The 13,361-nt window shown below is 74.2% G+C and carries 16 protein-coding genes; 7 read left to right on the top strand and 9 right to left on the bottom strand.

Annotation, left to right across the window (positions count from 1 at the left end; genetic code table 11):
• Nucleotides 1–7: 7 nt before the first annotated feature.
• Both ACFYYJ_RS13165 and ACFYYJ_RS13160 read right to left on the bottom strand, forming a co-directional pair.
• Entirely contained in the window at nucleotides 8–505 is a 498-nt protein-coding gene (locus ACFYYJ_RS13165) for a hypothetical protein (protein WP_389131760.1), read from the bottom strand.
• Between the two features lie 245 nt (nucleotides 506–750).
• On the bottom strand, nucleotides 751–1,488 hold the full coding sequence (locus tag ACFYYJ_RS13160) for a LysE family transporter (RefSeq protein WP_389131758.1): 738 nt from the start codon (nucleotides 1,486–1,488) through the stop codon (nucleotides 751–753).
• Between the two features lie 69 nt (nucleotides 1,489–1,557).
• Between ACFYYJ_RS13160 and ACFYYJ_RS13155 the strand changes: the two genes are divergently transcribed.
• The gene (locus tag ACFYYJ_RS13155) at nucleotides 1,558–1,998 is read left to right on the top strand and encodes an Lrp/AsnC family transcriptional regulator (RefSeq protein WP_376659152.1); all 441 of its coding nucleotides are present in this window, start codon (nucleotides 1,558–1,560) and stop codon (nucleotides 1,996–1,998) included.
• A 120-nt stretch (nucleotides 1,999–2,118) separates the two neighbouring features.
• On the opposite strand, the gene ACFYYJ_RS13150 is transcribed toward ACFYYJ_RS13155, so the two are convergent.
• Both ACFYYJ_RS13150 and ACFYYJ_RS13145 read right to left on the bottom strand, forming a co-directional pair.
• On the bottom strand, nucleotides 2,119–3,684 hold the full coding sequence (locus ACFYYJ_RS13150; RefSeq protein WP_389131754.1) for a GAF domain-containing protein: 1,566 nt from the start codon (nucleotides 3,682–3,684) through the stop codon (nucleotides 2,119–2,121).
• Nucleotides 3,681–4,718: a rod shape-determining protein gene (locus tag ACFYYJ_RS13145; protein WP_385127777.1), complete on the bottom strand. Its 1,038-nt coding sequence runs from the start codon at nucleotides 4,716–4,718 to the stop codon at nucleotides 3,681–3,683. The genes ACFYYJ_RS13150 and ACFYYJ_RS13145 overlap by 4 nt, the downstream gene beginning before the upstream one ends.
• A gap of 211 nt (nucleotides 4,719–4,929) precedes the next feature.
• Here ACFYYJ_RS13145 and ACFYYJ_RS13140 point away from each other — a divergent pair, with 211 nt between their 5' ends.
• The gene (locus ACFYYJ_RS13140; RefSeq protein ID WP_389131750.1) at nucleotides 4,930–5,640 is read left to right on the top strand and encodes an esterase/lipase family protein; all 711 of its coding nucleotides are present in this window, start codon (nucleotides 4,930–4,932) and stop codon (nucleotides 5,638–5,640) included.
• A gap of 4 nt (nucleotides 5,641–5,644) precedes the next feature.
• On the opposite strand, the gene ACFYYJ_RS13135 is transcribed toward ACFYYJ_RS13140, so the two are convergent.
• Nucleotides 5,645–6,202 carry a hypothetical protein gene (locus ACFYYJ_RS13135; protein WP_385127781.1) on the bottom strand — a complete coding sequence of 186 codons (558 nt, stop codon included), beginning with the start codon at nucleotides 6,200–6,202 and terminating at the stop codon, nucleotides 5,645–5,647.
• Between the two features lie 78 nt (nucleotides 6,203–6,280).
• Between ACFYYJ_RS13135 and ACFYYJ_RS13130 the strand changes: the two genes are divergently transcribed.
• A complete protein-coding gene (locus ACFYYJ_RS13130) occupies nucleotides 6,281–7,000 on the top strand; it encodes a hypothetical protein (RefSeq protein WP_389131747.1) in 720 nt (239 codons plus the stop codon).
• Between the two features lie 18 nt (nucleotides 7,001–7,018).
• Here ACFYYJ_RS13130 and ACFYYJ_RS13125 read toward each other — a convergent pair whose 3' ends face one another.
• Nucleotides 7,019–7,441, bottom strand: coding sequence for a MarR family winged helix-turn-helix transcriptional regulator (locus ACFYYJ_RS13125; RefSeq protein ID WP_385364420.1), 423 nt, complete (start codon nucleotides 7,439–7,441; stop codon nucleotides 7,019–7,021).
• A 95-nt stretch (nucleotides 7,442–7,536) separates the two neighbouring features.
• On the opposite strand from ACFYYJ_RS13125, the gene ACFYYJ_RS13120 reads away from it, so the two are divergent.
• The 3 genes from ACFYYJ_RS13120 (at nucleotide 7,537) to ACFYYJ_RS13110 (ending at nucleotide 9,938) form a co-directional block, all read left to right on the top strand.
• On the top strand, nucleotides 7,537–8,559 hold the full coding sequence (locus tag ACFYYJ_RS13120; protein WP_385127787.1) for an NADP-dependent oxidoreductase: 1,023 nt from the start codon (nucleotides 7,537–7,539) through the stop codon (nucleotides 8,557–8,559).
• Nucleotides 8,560–8,623: 64 nt separating this feature from the next.
• Nucleotides 8,624–9,046, top strand: a complete 423-nt coding sequence (locus ACFYYJ_RS13115; RefSeq protein WP_030657091.1) for an organic hydroperoxide resistance protein — start codon at nucleotides 8,624–8,626, stop codon at nucleotides 9,044–9,046.
• A gap of 76 nt (nucleotides 9,047–9,122) precedes the next feature.
• Nucleotides 9,123–9,938 (top strand): EI24 domain-containing protein, encoded by an 816-nt coding sequence (locus ACFYYJ_RS13110; RefSeq protein ID WP_389131743.1) that lies wholly within the window; start codon nucleotides 9,123–9,125, stop codon nucleotides 9,936–9,938.
• A 35-nt stretch (nucleotides 9,939–9,973) separates the two neighbouring features.
• Here the strand turns inward: ACFYYJ_RS13110 and ACFYYJ_RS13105 are convergent, their stop codons facing one another.
• From ACFYYJ_RS13105 to ACFYYJ_RS13095, 3 genes are read right to left on the bottom strand one after another with little or no spacing between them, the layout of a single operon-like run.
• On the bottom strand, nucleotides 9,974–10,705 hold the full coding sequence (locus tag ACFYYJ_RS13105) for a PaaI family thioesterase (RefSeq protein WP_389131740.1): 732 nt from the start codon (nucleotides 10,703–10,705) through the stop codon (nucleotides 9,974–9,976).
• Nucleotides 10,706–10,710: 5 nt separating this feature from the next.
• Nucleotides 10,711–11,421 carry a carbon-nitrogen hydrolase family protein gene (locus ACFYYJ_RS13100; RefSeq protein ID WP_389131737.1) on the bottom strand — a complete coding sequence of 237 codons (711 nt, stop codon included), beginning with the start codon at nucleotides 11,419–11,421 and terminating at the stop codon, nucleotides 10,711–10,713.
• 5 nt (nucleotides 11,422–11,426) lie between these two features.
• The gene (locus tag ACFYYJ_RS13095; RefSeq protein WP_389131734.1) at nucleotides 11,427–12,362 is read right to left on the bottom strand and encodes a LysR family transcriptional regulator; all 936 of its coding nucleotides are present in this window, start codon (nucleotides 12,360–12,362) and stop codon (nucleotides 11,427–11,429) included.
• A gap of 58 nt (nucleotides 12,363–12,420) precedes the next feature.
• Here ACFYYJ_RS13095 and ACFYYJ_RS13090 point away from each other — a divergent pair.
• The coding region (locus ACFYYJ_RS13090; protein ID WP_389131732.1) for an NAD(P)-dependent oxidoreductase at nucleotides 12,421–13,361 on the top strand (941 nt) is incomplete at its 3' end.

Below are 13,361 nucleotides of genomic sequence, written 5' to 3'. Positions count from 1 at the left end.
GGGGGTGTCACGCGGCTCGGCCCGGGAGTTGAGGGGCGCCCAGGGGCCGGAACAGGGGGAGGTCCCGGGGGAAGAGCGCGGCGGCGAACATCAGGCCCCCGAGCGGCATCAGGTCGAGGCTCACGGCCATCGTGACCGTACCCAGCACCACCAGGGCGGGACGCCAGGCGCCGACGCGGCGCCGGACGGCGAGCTGGACCATGAGCCAGACGAGGCCGACGTAGAACGGCATCGGGCCGACGGTGTAGACGGCCGGCAGCACCCCGGGGTGGCTCTGGACCTCGTCGAAGAGCCGGTTCACCTCCCGCCGGTCGGCGGCGCTCAGGCCGACGACGAGGTCGATGACCGCCTGGGCGACGACCGCCAGGGTCCCGGCGAGACCGAACAGGGTCGCGGCCCCGGCGCTCGCCCGGCCCGCCGCGCCGGCGGGCCCGGTCATCCGGCGCAGGGCCGGGAAGACCAGGGCGAACTGCAGGACCCCCGCGAGCAGGGCGATGTGGCCCACGGTCCAGGCGGGGCCGGGCCCGTGGCCGGGGTCACCGAGCCGGATGGCGCCGTAGGACCAGGATGCACAGGGGCGCGGAGACGAAGGCGACCCGGGTCAGGGCGGCCGGCCGGCGGGTTTCGCGGTGGTGCGGGGGGTGAGTGGTCATGTACCGATCATTTCGGTCGGGGGTGCGGGGTCGTATCCGGCATGACCCCGAGATCACCCCGAGCGGCTCCTGACCCCGCTCCGACGGCTCCCGCTGTTCACCCGGGGAACGGCAGCGGGAAGGCGATCTTGAGGGCGTAGGCGGCGACCAGACCGTAGCCGAGGCGGAAGGTCCAGACACGGGCGGCGCCGGAGACGCGGGTCCCCGCGAGGGCGCCGACGGCCACGAGGGTCTGCTGCCAGAGGAGCGAGGCGGCGCCGACCCCGACCAGGAACGCGGCACCGGCCGCGCCGGTGGCGAGGCTCGCGCCCTGCGCGGTGGTGAGGGCGGCGAAGTAGAGGGCCGTGGTGGGGTTCACGGCGGTGAGTCCGACGTACCGGGCGAAGGCCTTGGCCGGCCGGGGCGGGTGTGCGTGTGCGGGCCGGTGTCCGGTGCCGGTTCCGGCCTCGGGGCTCCGCCCCGGACCCCGCTCCTCAAACGCCGGAAGGGCTGGATTCGCCGGAGTGGCCGGAGTCGCCGGGGTTTCCGATTCGGGCGAAGCAGGGGCCCGGATCGCCCGTAGGCCGTGGGCGGCGATGCCGAGGAGGATGAGGGCCGAGGCGAGGCGGACCCAGGCCTCGACCGGGGCTATGTGGGAGGCCACCCAGGGGCCCAGGCCGGTGGCGAGGGCCGCGTAGGCGAGGTCGACGGCCGCGATTCCGGCGGCGGCGGCGATCGCCGTGCGGCGGTGGCGCATCGCCTCCTGCAGCAGCAGCACGCTCATGGCGCCCATCGGCATCGCCACGCCCAGGCCCGCCGCCGCGCCGCCCAGGGCGGGGGAGAGGAGTTCGGTCATGCCGAGAGGTTCGGGGTGCGGGGTCCGAGGACGCGGGCGAATACCGGGCCCGACTGCGAGAATCGCGGTATGGACCGCCTCGACAGGGAAATCCTCGGCATCCTCCAGGAGGATGCGCGGATCTCGTACCGGGACCTCGGCACCCGCGTCGGCCTCAGCGCCAACGCCACCGCCGACCGGGTGCGCCGGATGCGTCGGGACGGGGTGATCCGCGGGTTCACCGTCGTCGTGGACCCGGCCGCCGACACCCGGGGCGGGCTCGTCGTCTTCATCGACCTCACGCTGCGCCAGGACACCACCAACGAGGAGTTCGAGCAGCGGGTCGCCAAACTGCCCGGGATCACGGAGGTGGTGCACGTGACGGGGGAGTACGACTACCTCGTCCGGGCCCGGGCCGCCGATCCGGCGGCGCTGGACGGGTTGTTGCGCCGGCTCAAGCGGGAGGCGGGGGTGGCGCAGTCGAGCACCCGGATCGCCCTGCGGGCTGCCGCCCGCCCGTCGCGGACGTAGCCCTCGGCGGGTTCGCCGGTGCGGCTCACGGATCGTGGCTCCGCCCCGGACCCCGCGCCTCAAACGCCGGCGGGGCTGGATTCGCCCCCGTCCGGCCTCAAACGCCGGTGAGGCTGGTCGCTAGAGCGCCGATTCCCACGTCACCGTCGTGCCGCGGGCGCCGGATTCCGTGCTGCCGTCGTCCGACACGGTGAGCCTGACCCGGTTCGAGGTCGCGTCGATCTCCACGTCGATGGAGGTGACCGCGCTGCGCCGGTGCGCCGCGGCCAGGGCGGTGCGGAGGGCGGCGAGCAGGTCGGCCGCCACCGGGTCCGGGAGCAGTGCGTCCACCGCGCCCGCGAAGTGCACCGACGGCTGGAAGCCGAGCAGGACCGCCGCCCCGCCCGTCTCGCGCAGGACGCGGCCCCGGAAGGTCGTCGGGGCGTCGGTCGGCGGCTGTTGGAGGGCGAAGATGGCGGTGCGGACCTCCTGGATCGTGGAGTCCAGTTCGTCGACGGCCCGGCTCAGCTCCTCGCCGACCGTGTCCCCGCTCGGCGCGTTCGAGGAGCGCCGCCGGGTGGACTCCAGCATCATCTCCGTCGCGAACAGCCGCTGGACCACCAGGTCGTGCAGGTCCCGCGCGATCCGGTCGCGGTCCTCGTAGACCGCCAGCTGCTCACGGTCGTGCTGGGCGTCCGCCAGTACGAGGGCCAGCGCGGCCTGGGAGGCGAACTGCGAGGCCAGCAGCCGGTCCACGGCGTCGTACGGGGGGCCGCCGCGGGCGCGCGGCAGGGCGAGGGTGCCGATCAGCTGGCCGCCGCTCTGGAGGGGCAGCATCATGCTGGGGCCGAACCGTTCCCGCACGTGCGTGGTCATCCGGGGGTCGGTCGCCGAGTCGTCTATGAAGACCGGCTCGCCGCCCAGGAGTTGCGTCAGGACCGGGCTGCCGGGGGCGATCGCCGTGCCGACCAGGTCCCCGGGGTCCCCGTGCGTGGAGGCGGCCACGATCTCCATGCCGCCCTCGGGGGTGGGCTGGAGCACCACTCCGGCCGCGGCGTCGGCGAGCAGCCGGGCCCGTTCGGCCACGCACATCAGGGCGTCCGCCGCGGGGCGGCCGGCCAGCAGGGTGGTGGTCACCGCGGCGGCGCCCTCGATCCAGCGCTCGCGGCGGCGCGCGGTCTCGTACAGCCGGGCGTTGCCGATCGCTATCCCCGCCTGCGAGGCCAGGACGCGCAGCAGGGCGATGTCCTCGTCGGTGAACGCGCCGCCGCCGCGCTTCTCGGTCAGGTAGAGGTTGCCGAAGACCTCCGTGTGCACGCGGATGGGGACGCCCAGGAAGTTGCGCATCGGGGGGTGGCCCGGCGGGAAGCCGGCCGCGCGGGGGTCTCCGGTGAGGTCGTCCAGCAGGAGCGGGCGCGGGTCCGTGACGAGTGCGCCGAGCACCCCGGAGCGGCCGTCCGGCAGGTGCGGGATCGCGGCCCGCTGGGCCTCCGTCATCCCGGCCGTGAAGAGGGCGGTCAGCCGGACGCGCTCGGGGTCGACCACCCCGAGCGCCGCGTACCGCGCGGAGCACAGCTCGGCCGCCGAGTCCACGATGTGCTGGAGGGTGGTGCGCAGCTCCAGCTCGGAGCCGACGCTGAGCACCGCCTCCAGCAGCACCGGGAGGCTCGCCGCGTCCTCCTCGGGCTCCGGTCCGGTGTTCGTCATCCTGCCAGCGGGTTGAGGACCATGGGGGCGATCTTCCCTTCGAGCATCGCGCCGAGACCGAGCACGGCGCACACGTCCGGCCGTTCCGCGATGGCCACGGGCATTCCGGTGGCGTCCCGCAGCATCTGGTCCAGCCCGGGCAGCAGGGCGCTGCCACCCACCATCATGATCCCCCGGTCCGTCAGGTCGGCGACCAGGTCGGGCGGGCACTCCCGGAGCACCTTGCCGATGCCGTCGAGCACGGCGGTCAGCGGGGTGCGGATGACCTCGCGTACGGTCGCCGTGTCCACGTGGACGGAGCGGGCCAGTCCGGTGGCCACGTCGCGGCCGTGGATCAGGGTGGAGGCCGGTCCGTCGCCGGTGATCCCGGCGCCGTGCAGGGCCAGCTGGAGCGGCCGGACGGCCTGGCTGGGCAGCATCAGCTCGTGAGCGTGGCGCAGGTGCTGGACGACGGCGTGGTCGATGGCCTCGCCGCCGACGGGGACCCGTACGGCGGTGACGATGGAGCCGAGGGAGAGGACGGCCACCTGGGTGGCCGCGGCCCCGCACACCATGATCATCGTCGCGGTCGGCTGCTCCACGGGCAGTCCGCAGCCGACGGCCGCCGCGATCAGGGTGTCGACGAGTTCGACACGCCGGGCACCGAGCCCGACGAGGGTCTCCACGGCGGCCCGCTGGGCCAGCGGGTCCGCGTCGTGCGGGGTGCAGGCGGCGGCCCGCAGCCGCGGCTTGCGGCGCAGGGCGCGGCGCAGTTTCTCGCCGAGCAGGTGGCGCAGCATGCGCTGGGCCATCTCGATGTCGACGACGGTGCCGCCGGAGACGGGGCGCACGACCCGGATGTAGTCGGGCGTGCGGCCGGTCATCCGCTCGGCGAAGGTCCCCACGGCGATGAGTGCGCCGGTCCGCGTGTTCACGGCGGCGCAGCTGGGCTCGTCGACCACGAGGCCGGCGCCCTTGACGTACACGCGGGTCCTGGCCGCCCCCAGGTCGACGGCGACGTGGCAGCGGCGCAACTGCTCAAGACTGACGGTCACGGCAGATCCTCCCGAGAGCGCTGACGCAAGAAGACCGACGGAACCGCCGGTCGCTTTCATATCATCTCGGGCATTTCGGACTTACCGCTTGTTGAGCTGCTCCGGCCGGGGGGTGCGTCGCGGCTGCAAGGGGGTGGATTTCTGTACCGACAGGCAGCACCATGCCCGCACCGCACGCGCTACTCACGCGTAACAAGGTAAAGGGGACTCGATGCTGACGACCCGCCAGTGGCTGCCGGCGCTCCTGACGCTCTGCTTCGCCCTGCTCGCGCCCCCGGCGGCCCATGCCGTCGGCGGGGCCGCGGACGGGAGCCCCGGCCGGGAGTCATCGCACCGTCCGGTGGTCTTCGTGCACGGCTACAACGCGGACCCGGGCGTCTGGGGATCCCTCCGCGAGGACCTGCGCGCCGCCGGGTACGCCGACTCGGAGCTCTTCTCCTTCGGCTACGACACCCACCAGTCGGTCAACGAGGTCCTCTCCGGCCGGCTCGCCGCCTACGTCGAGGACGTCCGCGGGCGGACCGGCGCCGACAAGGTCGACGTCGTCGCGCACTCCTTCGGCTCGCTGGTGAGCCGCTGGTACGTGAAGTTCGGCGGCGGCGGGGCCACCGTGGACCACTGGGTCTCCCTGGCCGGCCCCAACCACGGCACCTCCACCGCGTGGGCCTGCGCCCTGTGGGACCAGGCCTGCCGGGACATGACCCCCGGGTCGTACGTGGTGAAGAACCTGGGCAGCGGGGACGAGACCCCGGGCGCCGTGAAGTACGCGACCTTCTGGTCGGACTGCGACGAGGTCGTCAACCCGGACTCCAGCGTCCCGCTCTCGGGGGCCCTCAACACGCCCGTCGGCTGCCTCAAGCACAACGACCTGCTCGGCGACGACGCCACCTCGGCGGGCGTACGGGCATTCCTCGCCTCCTGACCGGCTAGTCGCCGGGGGTCGAGACGCGCTGGAGCAGGCCGTAGGTGAACTCCGCCACGCACGGCCCGCCCGGCGCGTCGAAGGCCAGCCGCCAACGCGTCGGCGCTGTGCCCTCCATCGGTCGGACCGGTGCGAAGGCCCGCGCCACCTCGTCGACCGTCGCCGACCAAGGCAACAGGTCCGCCGCCGACTCCAGTACGGGCCCGTGGGCGCCGGGGGCCCGTACCAGCCACTCGTTCCACACCGCCCCGTCCGGCGCGGCCAGCACCTCGAAGCGCAGATCGGGCCAGAGCGGCACCGGCCACAGCAGGGCCTCGCACTCCAGGTCGCCGATCGTGCGACGTTCGGCGGACTCGGGCGGGCCCAGCACCGAGCGGTACCGGGCCAGGGCGCCGCGGGAGCGGGGCGAGCGGACCATCGCCTGCCAGTGCTTGTTGGCCTCGCGCTGGTCGGCGAGGGAGGCGCCGAGTCGGCGGCGGGCCTCGTCCGCGAGGTCCGGCTGGAAGTCGGCCATCCGCCGCAGAAGCACCAACTGGAAGGCCGTGGCCCCGAAAAAGGTCATGGAGGAAACGATTCCACACAGGATCCTTACGTTCTCGGGATCTTTATGTTGCCGGGGAGCACGTAGCCTGCGGGCGCCATGAACTTCTGCCACGCCTGCCAAAGACACCTCAATGGCGCACTGGCGTGCGCCGGATGCGGGACCCCGGCCGAATACCTGACGGCCGCCCCGCCCGCCGGAGGCCCAGGGGCGCCCGGTCGCGCGGCGCCGCCGGTACCCGAGGCGCCGACCGCGCTGGCCGACGTGTTCGCGGACGAGCTCGTCACGCTGTCCGTCCCGAACGAACGCAGGGCCGGTGCGCGCCGCCGCGCCGAGCGACGCCGGCGCAGCCGCATGACGTTGACGGTCACCCTCGGGGTGCTGCTCGCCACCGCGGCCTCGCTGCTGGTGGTCCGGATGACGGCGGACGGGCGCACCGACCGCGCCTCCGAGGTGGTGCTCACCGACGACGGGCCGCAGCAGCCCGCCCCGCTGCCGGACCTGCCGACCTCGGGCGCGCCCTCGGCGCCGGGCGGGAAGGCGACCGCGAAGGTCGCCGCCGGGCCCGCGAAGAAGGCCGCGCCCGTGAGCCTCACGCCGGGGCCGACGGCCTCCGTCCCCGAACCGACGCCGTCCGAGACGCCCTCGGTCGCCCCCAGCCCGTCCAAGTCCGGAAAGGGAGGGAAGGGCAAGCCCTCGCCGAGCCGGAGCGCCTCCGGCAGCCCCACCTCGACGCTGACCGGGGGGCCGCTCCCCAGCCCGTCGCCGTCGCCGACGAAGACGAAGTGCAGTTCGTGGTGGAACCCCCTCTGCTGGTGACCCCGGGCGCCCCGCCCGTCAGTCCAGCATCCGCTTGAGCAGGTCCCGCAGGACCGCCCGCTCCGCCGGCGACAGCCCGGCCAGCGGCTCGCGCGCGAAGTCCAGCGACTCGCGCAGCCGCTCCGCGGTCTGCCGGCCCTCCTCCGTGGGGGCCGCCAGCTTCACCCGGCGGTCGGCGGGATCCGGGTGCCGCTCGACCAGGCCGCGCGTCTCCAGCCGGTCCACGATCCCGGTCACGTTCGACGGCTCGCAGCGCAGCTTCTGCGCGATGCGGCGCATGGGCAGGGGCTCCAGGGAGAGCATGTTGAGCACCCTGGCCTGCGCGCCGGTCAGCTGATGGCTGGCGGCCGCGTGCTCGTACTCCATGTGGTACCTGGCCACGACGTCGCCGATGAGCTCGACGACCTCGACGGTCACTGGGTCTGTGCGACGACTGGGCATGGATCCAGAGTACCGACTTACTTGACAACGTGAAATATCCAGGCGCATGGTTGTTTCACCTAGTGAAGCAATTCCGTTCTTACCAGGAGCGCCGCATGTCTGAGATCCCCGCCGTGAGCCGCGAGTGGCACCTCGTCCGTCGCCCGCAGGGCTGGCCCGTCGCCGAGGACTTCGCCCTGCGCGAGGTGCCCGTGTCGGCCGAGCCCGCCGCCGGCCGGATCCTCGTGCGGAACCTCCACATGTCCGTCGACCCGTACATGCGGGGCCGGATGAACGACACGAAGTCCTACATCCCGCCCTTCCAGCTCGACGAGCCGATGCAGGGCGGCGCGGTCGGCGAGGTCGTCGCCTCCGCCGCCGAGGGCTTCGCGGTCGGCGACCACGTCCTGCACCACCTGGGCTGGCGCGAGTACGCGGAGCTCGACGCGAAGTTCGCCACCAAGGTCGACGCCTCGCTCGCCCCGCTCTCCGCCTACCTCGGCGTGCTCGGCATGCCGGGCCTGACCGCCTACGCGGGCCTCTTCGAGGTCGCCTCCTTCAAGGAGGGGGACTCCGTCTTCGTCTCCGGCGCGGCCGGTGCCGTCGGCAGCCTCGTGGGCCAGTTCGCCAAGATCAAGGGCGCCTCCCGGGTGATCGGCTCCGCCGGCTCGGACGAGAAGGTGACGCTCCTCACGGAGAAGTACGGTTTCGACGCCGCCTTCAATTACAAGAACGGTCCCGTCGCCGAGCAGCTCCCCGCGGCCGCCCCCGACGGCATCGACGTCTACTTCGACAACGTCGGCGGCGACCACCTGGAGGCCGCGATCTCCTCGATGAACGTGCACGGCCGGGCGACCCTGTGCGGCGCCATCTCCGGCTACAACGACACCGAGGCCGCTCCCGGCCCGCGCAACCTGATGCAGGTCATCGGCAAGCGCCTGCGCCTCCAGGGCATCCTCGTGGGCGACCACGCCGGGATCCAGCAGCAGTTCGTCCAGGACGTCGCCGGATGGCTGCGTTCCGGTGAGCTCCGGTACGACGAGACGGTCGTCGAGGGCGTCGAGAACGCGACCTCCGCCTTCCTCGGCATGCTCCGCGGCGAGAACACCGGAAAGATGATCGTTTCTTTCACCGGTTAGTCTCTCTGTACACCGTTGTGACCGTGGGCGCGAGTCGCGACGATTACCAGGAGGATCTTCTTACATGTCCATCCAGCAGTCCGACGTCGCGTACACCGCTGTCGCCACCGCCGAGAACGGCCGTGACGGCCGCGTCGCCACCAACGACGGCCAGCTCGACGTCGTCGTGAACCCGCCGAAGGAGCTCGGCGGCAGCGGCGCCGGCACCAACCCGGAGCAGCTGTTCGCCGCCGGCTACAGCGCCTGCTTCCAGGGCGCCCTGGGTGTCGTCGCGAAGAACGTGAACGCCGACATCTCCGGCTCCACGGTCACCGCCGAGGTCGGCATCGGCAAGAACGACGAGGGCTTCGGTCTGATCGTCAAGATCTCCGCCGTGATCCCGAACGTGGACGCCGCCACCGCCAAGGAGCTCATCGAGAAGGCCCACGAGGTGTGCCCCTACTCGAAGGCCACCCGCGGCAACATCACCGTCGAGCTCGCCGTCTGATCCGGCACCGCTCGCCGAAGGCCGCACCCCATGGGGTGCGGCCTTCGCCGTTTCCCGGGCCCCATAAACTGCCGCCATGCGTGATCTTGCGGAGGGGTTCCGGTACCTGCTGGCCGGACAGGGATGGGTACTGCGCCACGGACGGTGGCTGGGGTTCGGGCTGCTGCCCGGGCTGGTCTCGCTGGTCCTGTACGCGGGCGCGCTCATCGGGCTCGGCTACGGCGCGGACGACTTCACCGCCTGGGTCACCCCCTTCGCCGACGACTGGAGCTCGCCCTGGCTCGCCCTGTTCCGGGGCTTCCTGACCTTCCTGGTCTTCGGACTCGGGCTCTTCCTCGCCGTCATCACCTTCACCGCCGTGACCCTGCTGATCGGCCAGCCCTTCTACGAGTCCCTCTCCGAGCAGGTCGACCGCAGCGAGGGCGGCGACGCCCCCGAGTCCGGACTGCCGCTCTGGCTGGAGCTGTGGGTCTCGGCCAGGGACAGCCTGAAGGTGCTCGCCCGGGTCGTCCTGTACGGACTGGTCCTCTTCGCCCTCGGCTTCATCCCGGTGATCGGGCAGACCGTGGTCCCGGCGCTCGGCTTCTGCGTCTCCGGCTACTTCCTGACCCAGGAGCTCACCGCCGTCGCCCTCCAGCGCCGCAAGGTCGAGCTGTCCGAGCGGCTGGTCCTGCTGCGCTCGCGCCGGATGCTGGTCCTGGGCTTCGGGGTGCCGCTGGTGCTGGCGTTCCTGGTGCCGCTGGTCGCCGTCTTCCTGATGCCGGGCGCGGTGGCGGGGGCCACGCTGATGGTGCGGCACCTGACGCAGGCCGACGAGGAGCCCGCCGGGGCCGCCCCGGCCCCCGAGGACACCCCCACCGGCTTCGGCCCGCCGCCGCCCGCGTACTCGTAACCGCCGGACCTGGGGCCTGTCTTTCGGATCAGGCCCTACGCCCGCGGCTGCACCCACAGGGCCTCGCCGACCGCGCACAGCTCGCCCGCGGCCGTGGCCAGCGCCGTGCCCACCGAGTACTTGCGGCCCGAGCTCCCGAGCAGCCAGGCGTACGAGACCAGCCCCTCGCCCACCGGCACCGGCCGCAGCAGCCGGGCGGTCAGCGCGGCCGTGACCGCACCGGCCGGGCGCCCGTCGAGCAGCCGGCCGGCCGCGTTCCCCGGGCAGTCCAGCGCGCCCCACACCAGCTCGGCCGGCAGCAACCCGTCCGCGCCCGCCAGCTCCCGGCCCGGGGTCCAGGCGGTGGCGACCATCCCGCCACCCGGCACCGCCCCGCAGTGCAGGCGCAGCCCCGTGGCGGGCGTGCGGTCCAGGCCGCAGCCGAAGCAGTCGACCTGCCCGTCCGGCGGGGCCGCCCGGTACGCCTCGGCCGCCGCAGAGGCCCGCTCCCAGGAGGGCGCCGCCGGGGCGTCCGCGCCCTCGAACGCGGCCGGGGTCGCCGCGGCCAGCAGCAGCCCCTCCGCATCGATCAGCTCGCAGCCGCCGTCCGGGCGCGCGGCCGACCGCACGGGCGCTTCCGTCGGCACGGGCCGCCGGAAGTCCACCCGTACGGTGCCCGCCGCGGCGCGCCCGGCCAGCAGCCCCGCCACGTAGCCGCCGTAGGCCACCCCCGGATAGCCGTGGAGGTGTTCCGGAACCGTGATCGTCTCGAAGGCGAAGGTACTCATACCGATCAGCTCATCACATCGATCGTCACCACGGACGGGGTACGGTCGTCCGCCTCGGCCAGCAGCTCACCGCCGGGCCCCCACACCGCCGCGCCCCCGCAGCCCGTCCACGGCCCCGCGGGTCCCACGTGGTTGGCCAGGACCACGTACAGGCCGTGCTCCTTCGCGATCCCCGGGTAGACCGTGGCGCGCTCCCCGATCCCGCCGCCCGTTCCGTACAGGGAGCTCGCGAGGTGCACCCGGCAGCCGTCGGCCGCGGCCCGGCCGGGCAGTTCGGGGAAGTGGTTGTCGAAGCAGACCCCCAGGGAGAAGCGGATCCCGCCGAGCTCGAAGCGGCCGTCGGCCCCGCCCGGCACGAAGACGTCCCGCTCCTGCTCGTAGAGGTGCCGCTTCGCGTACGTGGTCACGTGCGCGCCGTCCGCGTCGTGCACCAGCGTCGCGATGGCGGGCCGCGGGCCGCCGGTGGGCAGGGCGACGTTGACCGCGGTGGCGATCCCGGCGGAGCGCAACGGGTCCAGCCGGGGATCGTCGACGCCCGTCCACAGCCCCGGATCGGCGGCCAGCGCCGCCAACTCGTAGCCGGTCAGCGTGAACTCGGGGAAGACGACCAGCTCGGCGCCCTGCTCCCGGGCCAGGGCGGCGAGCGCGGCGGCCCGTGCGGCGTTGGCGGGGACATCGGCGGGTACGCAGGTCAGCTGCGCTGCGGCGATCTTCACCGGGCTCAGGATGCCAGGACGGCGGCGGTCTCCTTCAGCAGGGCCAGGAAGGCCGAGGCGGCCGGGGAGGGGGCGGTCCCGAGCGGGGTCGCGGCGTAGACCCGGCGGCGCGGGGTGTCCTCCGGAGGCAGCGGGACGAGCACGAGGTCGGACCGTGCGGAGGAGGCGGCGAGCGCCGGCACCAGGGTGACGCCGAGCCCGGCGGCCACGAAGCCCTGCTTGGCGATCCAGTCGGCGGCGAACAGGCCCTCGCGCGGGCGGAACCCCCGGGCCAGGGCGGAGCCCAGCAGGGTGTCCTCGGGGCGGGCGCCGCCCGTGATCCACACCTCGTCGGCGAGTTCGGCCAGCCGCAGGTCGGCGCGGCCCGCGAACCGGTGCCCGAGCGGCAGGGCCACGTACATCCGCTCGTCGAGCAGGTGGTGCGGGGTGCAGCCGCGCGGCGGCTCCCCGGAGGTGGCGGCCACCACCGCGAGGTCGAGGTCCCCGGAGGCCAGGAGCGCCAGGTGCCCGGCCGACAGGCCCTCGGTGCGGGTGACCTCGACCGCGGGGTGGCGGGTCCGGAACACGGCCAGGGTGCGCGGCAGCAGCGCGGCGTCGGCGGTGGCGAAGGAGCCGATCCGCAGCCGGCCGGCGCCGAGCGTGCGCAGGGCGTCGAGTTCGGCGCGGGCGGCGCGCAGCCGCTCGCCGACCGCCTCGGCGTGCGGGAGCAGGATCCGGCCCGCCTCGGTGAGCCGGACCCCGCGGGGGAGGCGGTCGAAGAGCGCGGTGCCCCACTCGTCCTCCAGGGTCTGGATCTGCCGGGAGACCGCGGACTGGGTGTAGCCGAGGGAGCGGGCGGCCGCGGTGAAGGAGGCCAGGCGGGCGACGCGCAGGAAGACCTCGTACAGGCCGGGCGAGGCGTGCGGGGCAGCCGATGTGGGCGAGGCATGCGGAATGGGCATGGTGACCATGCTAGACATTCGCTTGTCGCATGAATGGAGTGGATCTAGCGTCGGGGGCATGGACGCAACGGACGCAGCACAGAAGATCGCCTTCCTCGGCCTCGGCAACATGGGTGCCCCGATGGCCCGTCACCTGCTCGCCGGGGGCCACGCGCTGACGGTGTGGAACCGCACGCCGGGCAGGACCGAGGCGCTGGAGGCCGCAGGCGCCGCCGTCGCCGGCACGCCGGCCGAGGCGGTCCACGGCGCGGACCTCGTCATCACGATGCTGGCCGACCCGGACGCCCTGCGGGCCGTCTCCGAGAGCGTGCTGCCGGCCCTGCGATCCGGAGTCCACTGGATCGACACCTCGACGGTCGGGCCCGAGGCGGTGCGCGAACTCGCGGAGCGGCTGCCGGCGGGCGTGACCCTGACCGACGCGCCCGTGATGGGGAGCGTGGACCGGGCGGCCGCGGGGGAGTTGTGGGTGTTGGCCGGGGGGCCGCTGCCCGCCCCCGTCCGTGCGGTGCTGGACGCGCTGGGCGAGGTCACCGAGTGCGGCCCGGTCGGCGCGGGCGCCGCGCTGAAGCTGGTGCTGATCAACGCGGTGGTCGGCGGGGTCGGCCTGGTGGCCGAGGCGCTGACGCTGGGCCGCGCACTGGGCCTGCCCGAGGCCCTGGTCCGCACGGAGCTCGCCCGAGGGCCGCTGGCGGGCGCGGTGGCGCGCGCGTACGCGGACGCCTCCCGCTTCCCGGTGGCCCTGGCCGCCAAGGACGTGGCCCTGGCCACCGGTCACACCCCGCTCCCGATCCTGGAGGCGGTGCGCGCCACGCTCACGGCCCGCCCGGACCTCGCCGACCAGGACCTCTCGCGGATCAGGCCGGGCGCCGCGGTCCAGGGCGCCCCGGTCGAGGGGGGGCGCGGGGGGGGGGGGGCCGGCGGGGGGGGGGGCGCCGGGGGGGGGGGGGGGGTGGCGGCGGGGGCGGGGGCGGGGGGGGGGGGGGGGGGGGGGGCGCGGGG

The sequence above is a fragment of the Streptomyces sp. NPDC002467 genome (genome assembly GCF_042889825.1).
Classification (GTDB): Bacteria; Actinomycetota; Actinomycetes; order Streptomycetales; family Streptomycetaceae; genus Streptomyces.
The sequence above is the reverse complement of the archived record's forward strand: the minus strand, read 5'-3'. Positions and strand labels throughout refer to the sequence as shown.

Excerpts from the sequence above, each read along its gene's own strand:
- ACFYYJ_RS13160 (WP_389131758.1), bottom strand. The coding sequence starts at position 1,488 with ATGACCGAACTCCTCTCCCCCGCCCTGGGCGGCGCGGCGGCGGGCCTG.
- ACFYYJ_RS13155 (WP_376659152.1), top strand. The coding sequence starts at position 1,558 with ATGGACCGCCTCGACAGGGAAATCCTCGGCATCCTCCAGGAGGATGCG.
- ACFYYJ_RS13150 (WP_389131754.1), bottom strand. The coding sequence starts at position 3,684 with ATGACGAACACCGGACCGGAGCCCGAGGAGGACGCGGCGAGCCTCCCG.
- ACFYYJ_RS13140 (WP_389131750.1), top strand. The coding sequence starts at position 4,930 with ATGCTGACGACCCGCCAGTGGCTGCCGGCGCTCCTGACGCTCTGCTTC.
- ACFYYJ_RS13135 (WP_385127781.1), bottom strand. The coding sequence starts at position 6,202 with ATGACCTTTTTCGGGGCCACGGCCTTCCAGTTGGTGCTTCTGCGGCGG.
- ACFYYJ_RS13130 (WP_389131747.1), top strand. The coding sequence starts at position 6,281 with ATGAACTTCTGCCACGCCTGCCAAAGACACCTCAATGGCGCACTGGCG.
- ACFYYJ_RS13125 (WP_385364420.1), bottom strand. The coding sequence starts at position 7,441 with ATGCCCAGTCGTCGCACAGACCCAGTGACCGTCGAGGTCGTCGAGCTC.
- ACFYYJ_RS13120 (WP_385127787.1), top strand. The coding sequence starts at position 7,537 with ATGTCTGAGATCCCCGCCGTGAGCCGCGAGTGGCACCTCGTCCGTCGC.
- ACFYYJ_RS13115 (WP_030657091.1), top strand. The coding sequence starts at position 8,624 with ATGTCCATCCAGCAGTCCGACGTCGCGTACACCGCTGTCGCCACCGCC.
- ACFYYJ_RS13110 (WP_389131743.1), top strand. The coding sequence starts at position 9,123 with ATGCGTGATCTTGCGGAGGGGTTCCGGTACCTGCTGGCCGGACAGGGA.
- ACFYYJ_RS13105 (WP_389131740.1), bottom strand. The coding sequence starts at position 10,705 with ATGAGTACCTTCGCCTTCGAGACGATCACGGTTCCGGAACACCTCCAC.
- ACFYYJ_RS13095 (WP_389131734.1), bottom strand. The coding sequence starts at position 12,362 with ATGCCCATTCCGCATGCCTCGCCCACATCGGCTGCCCCGCACGCCTCG.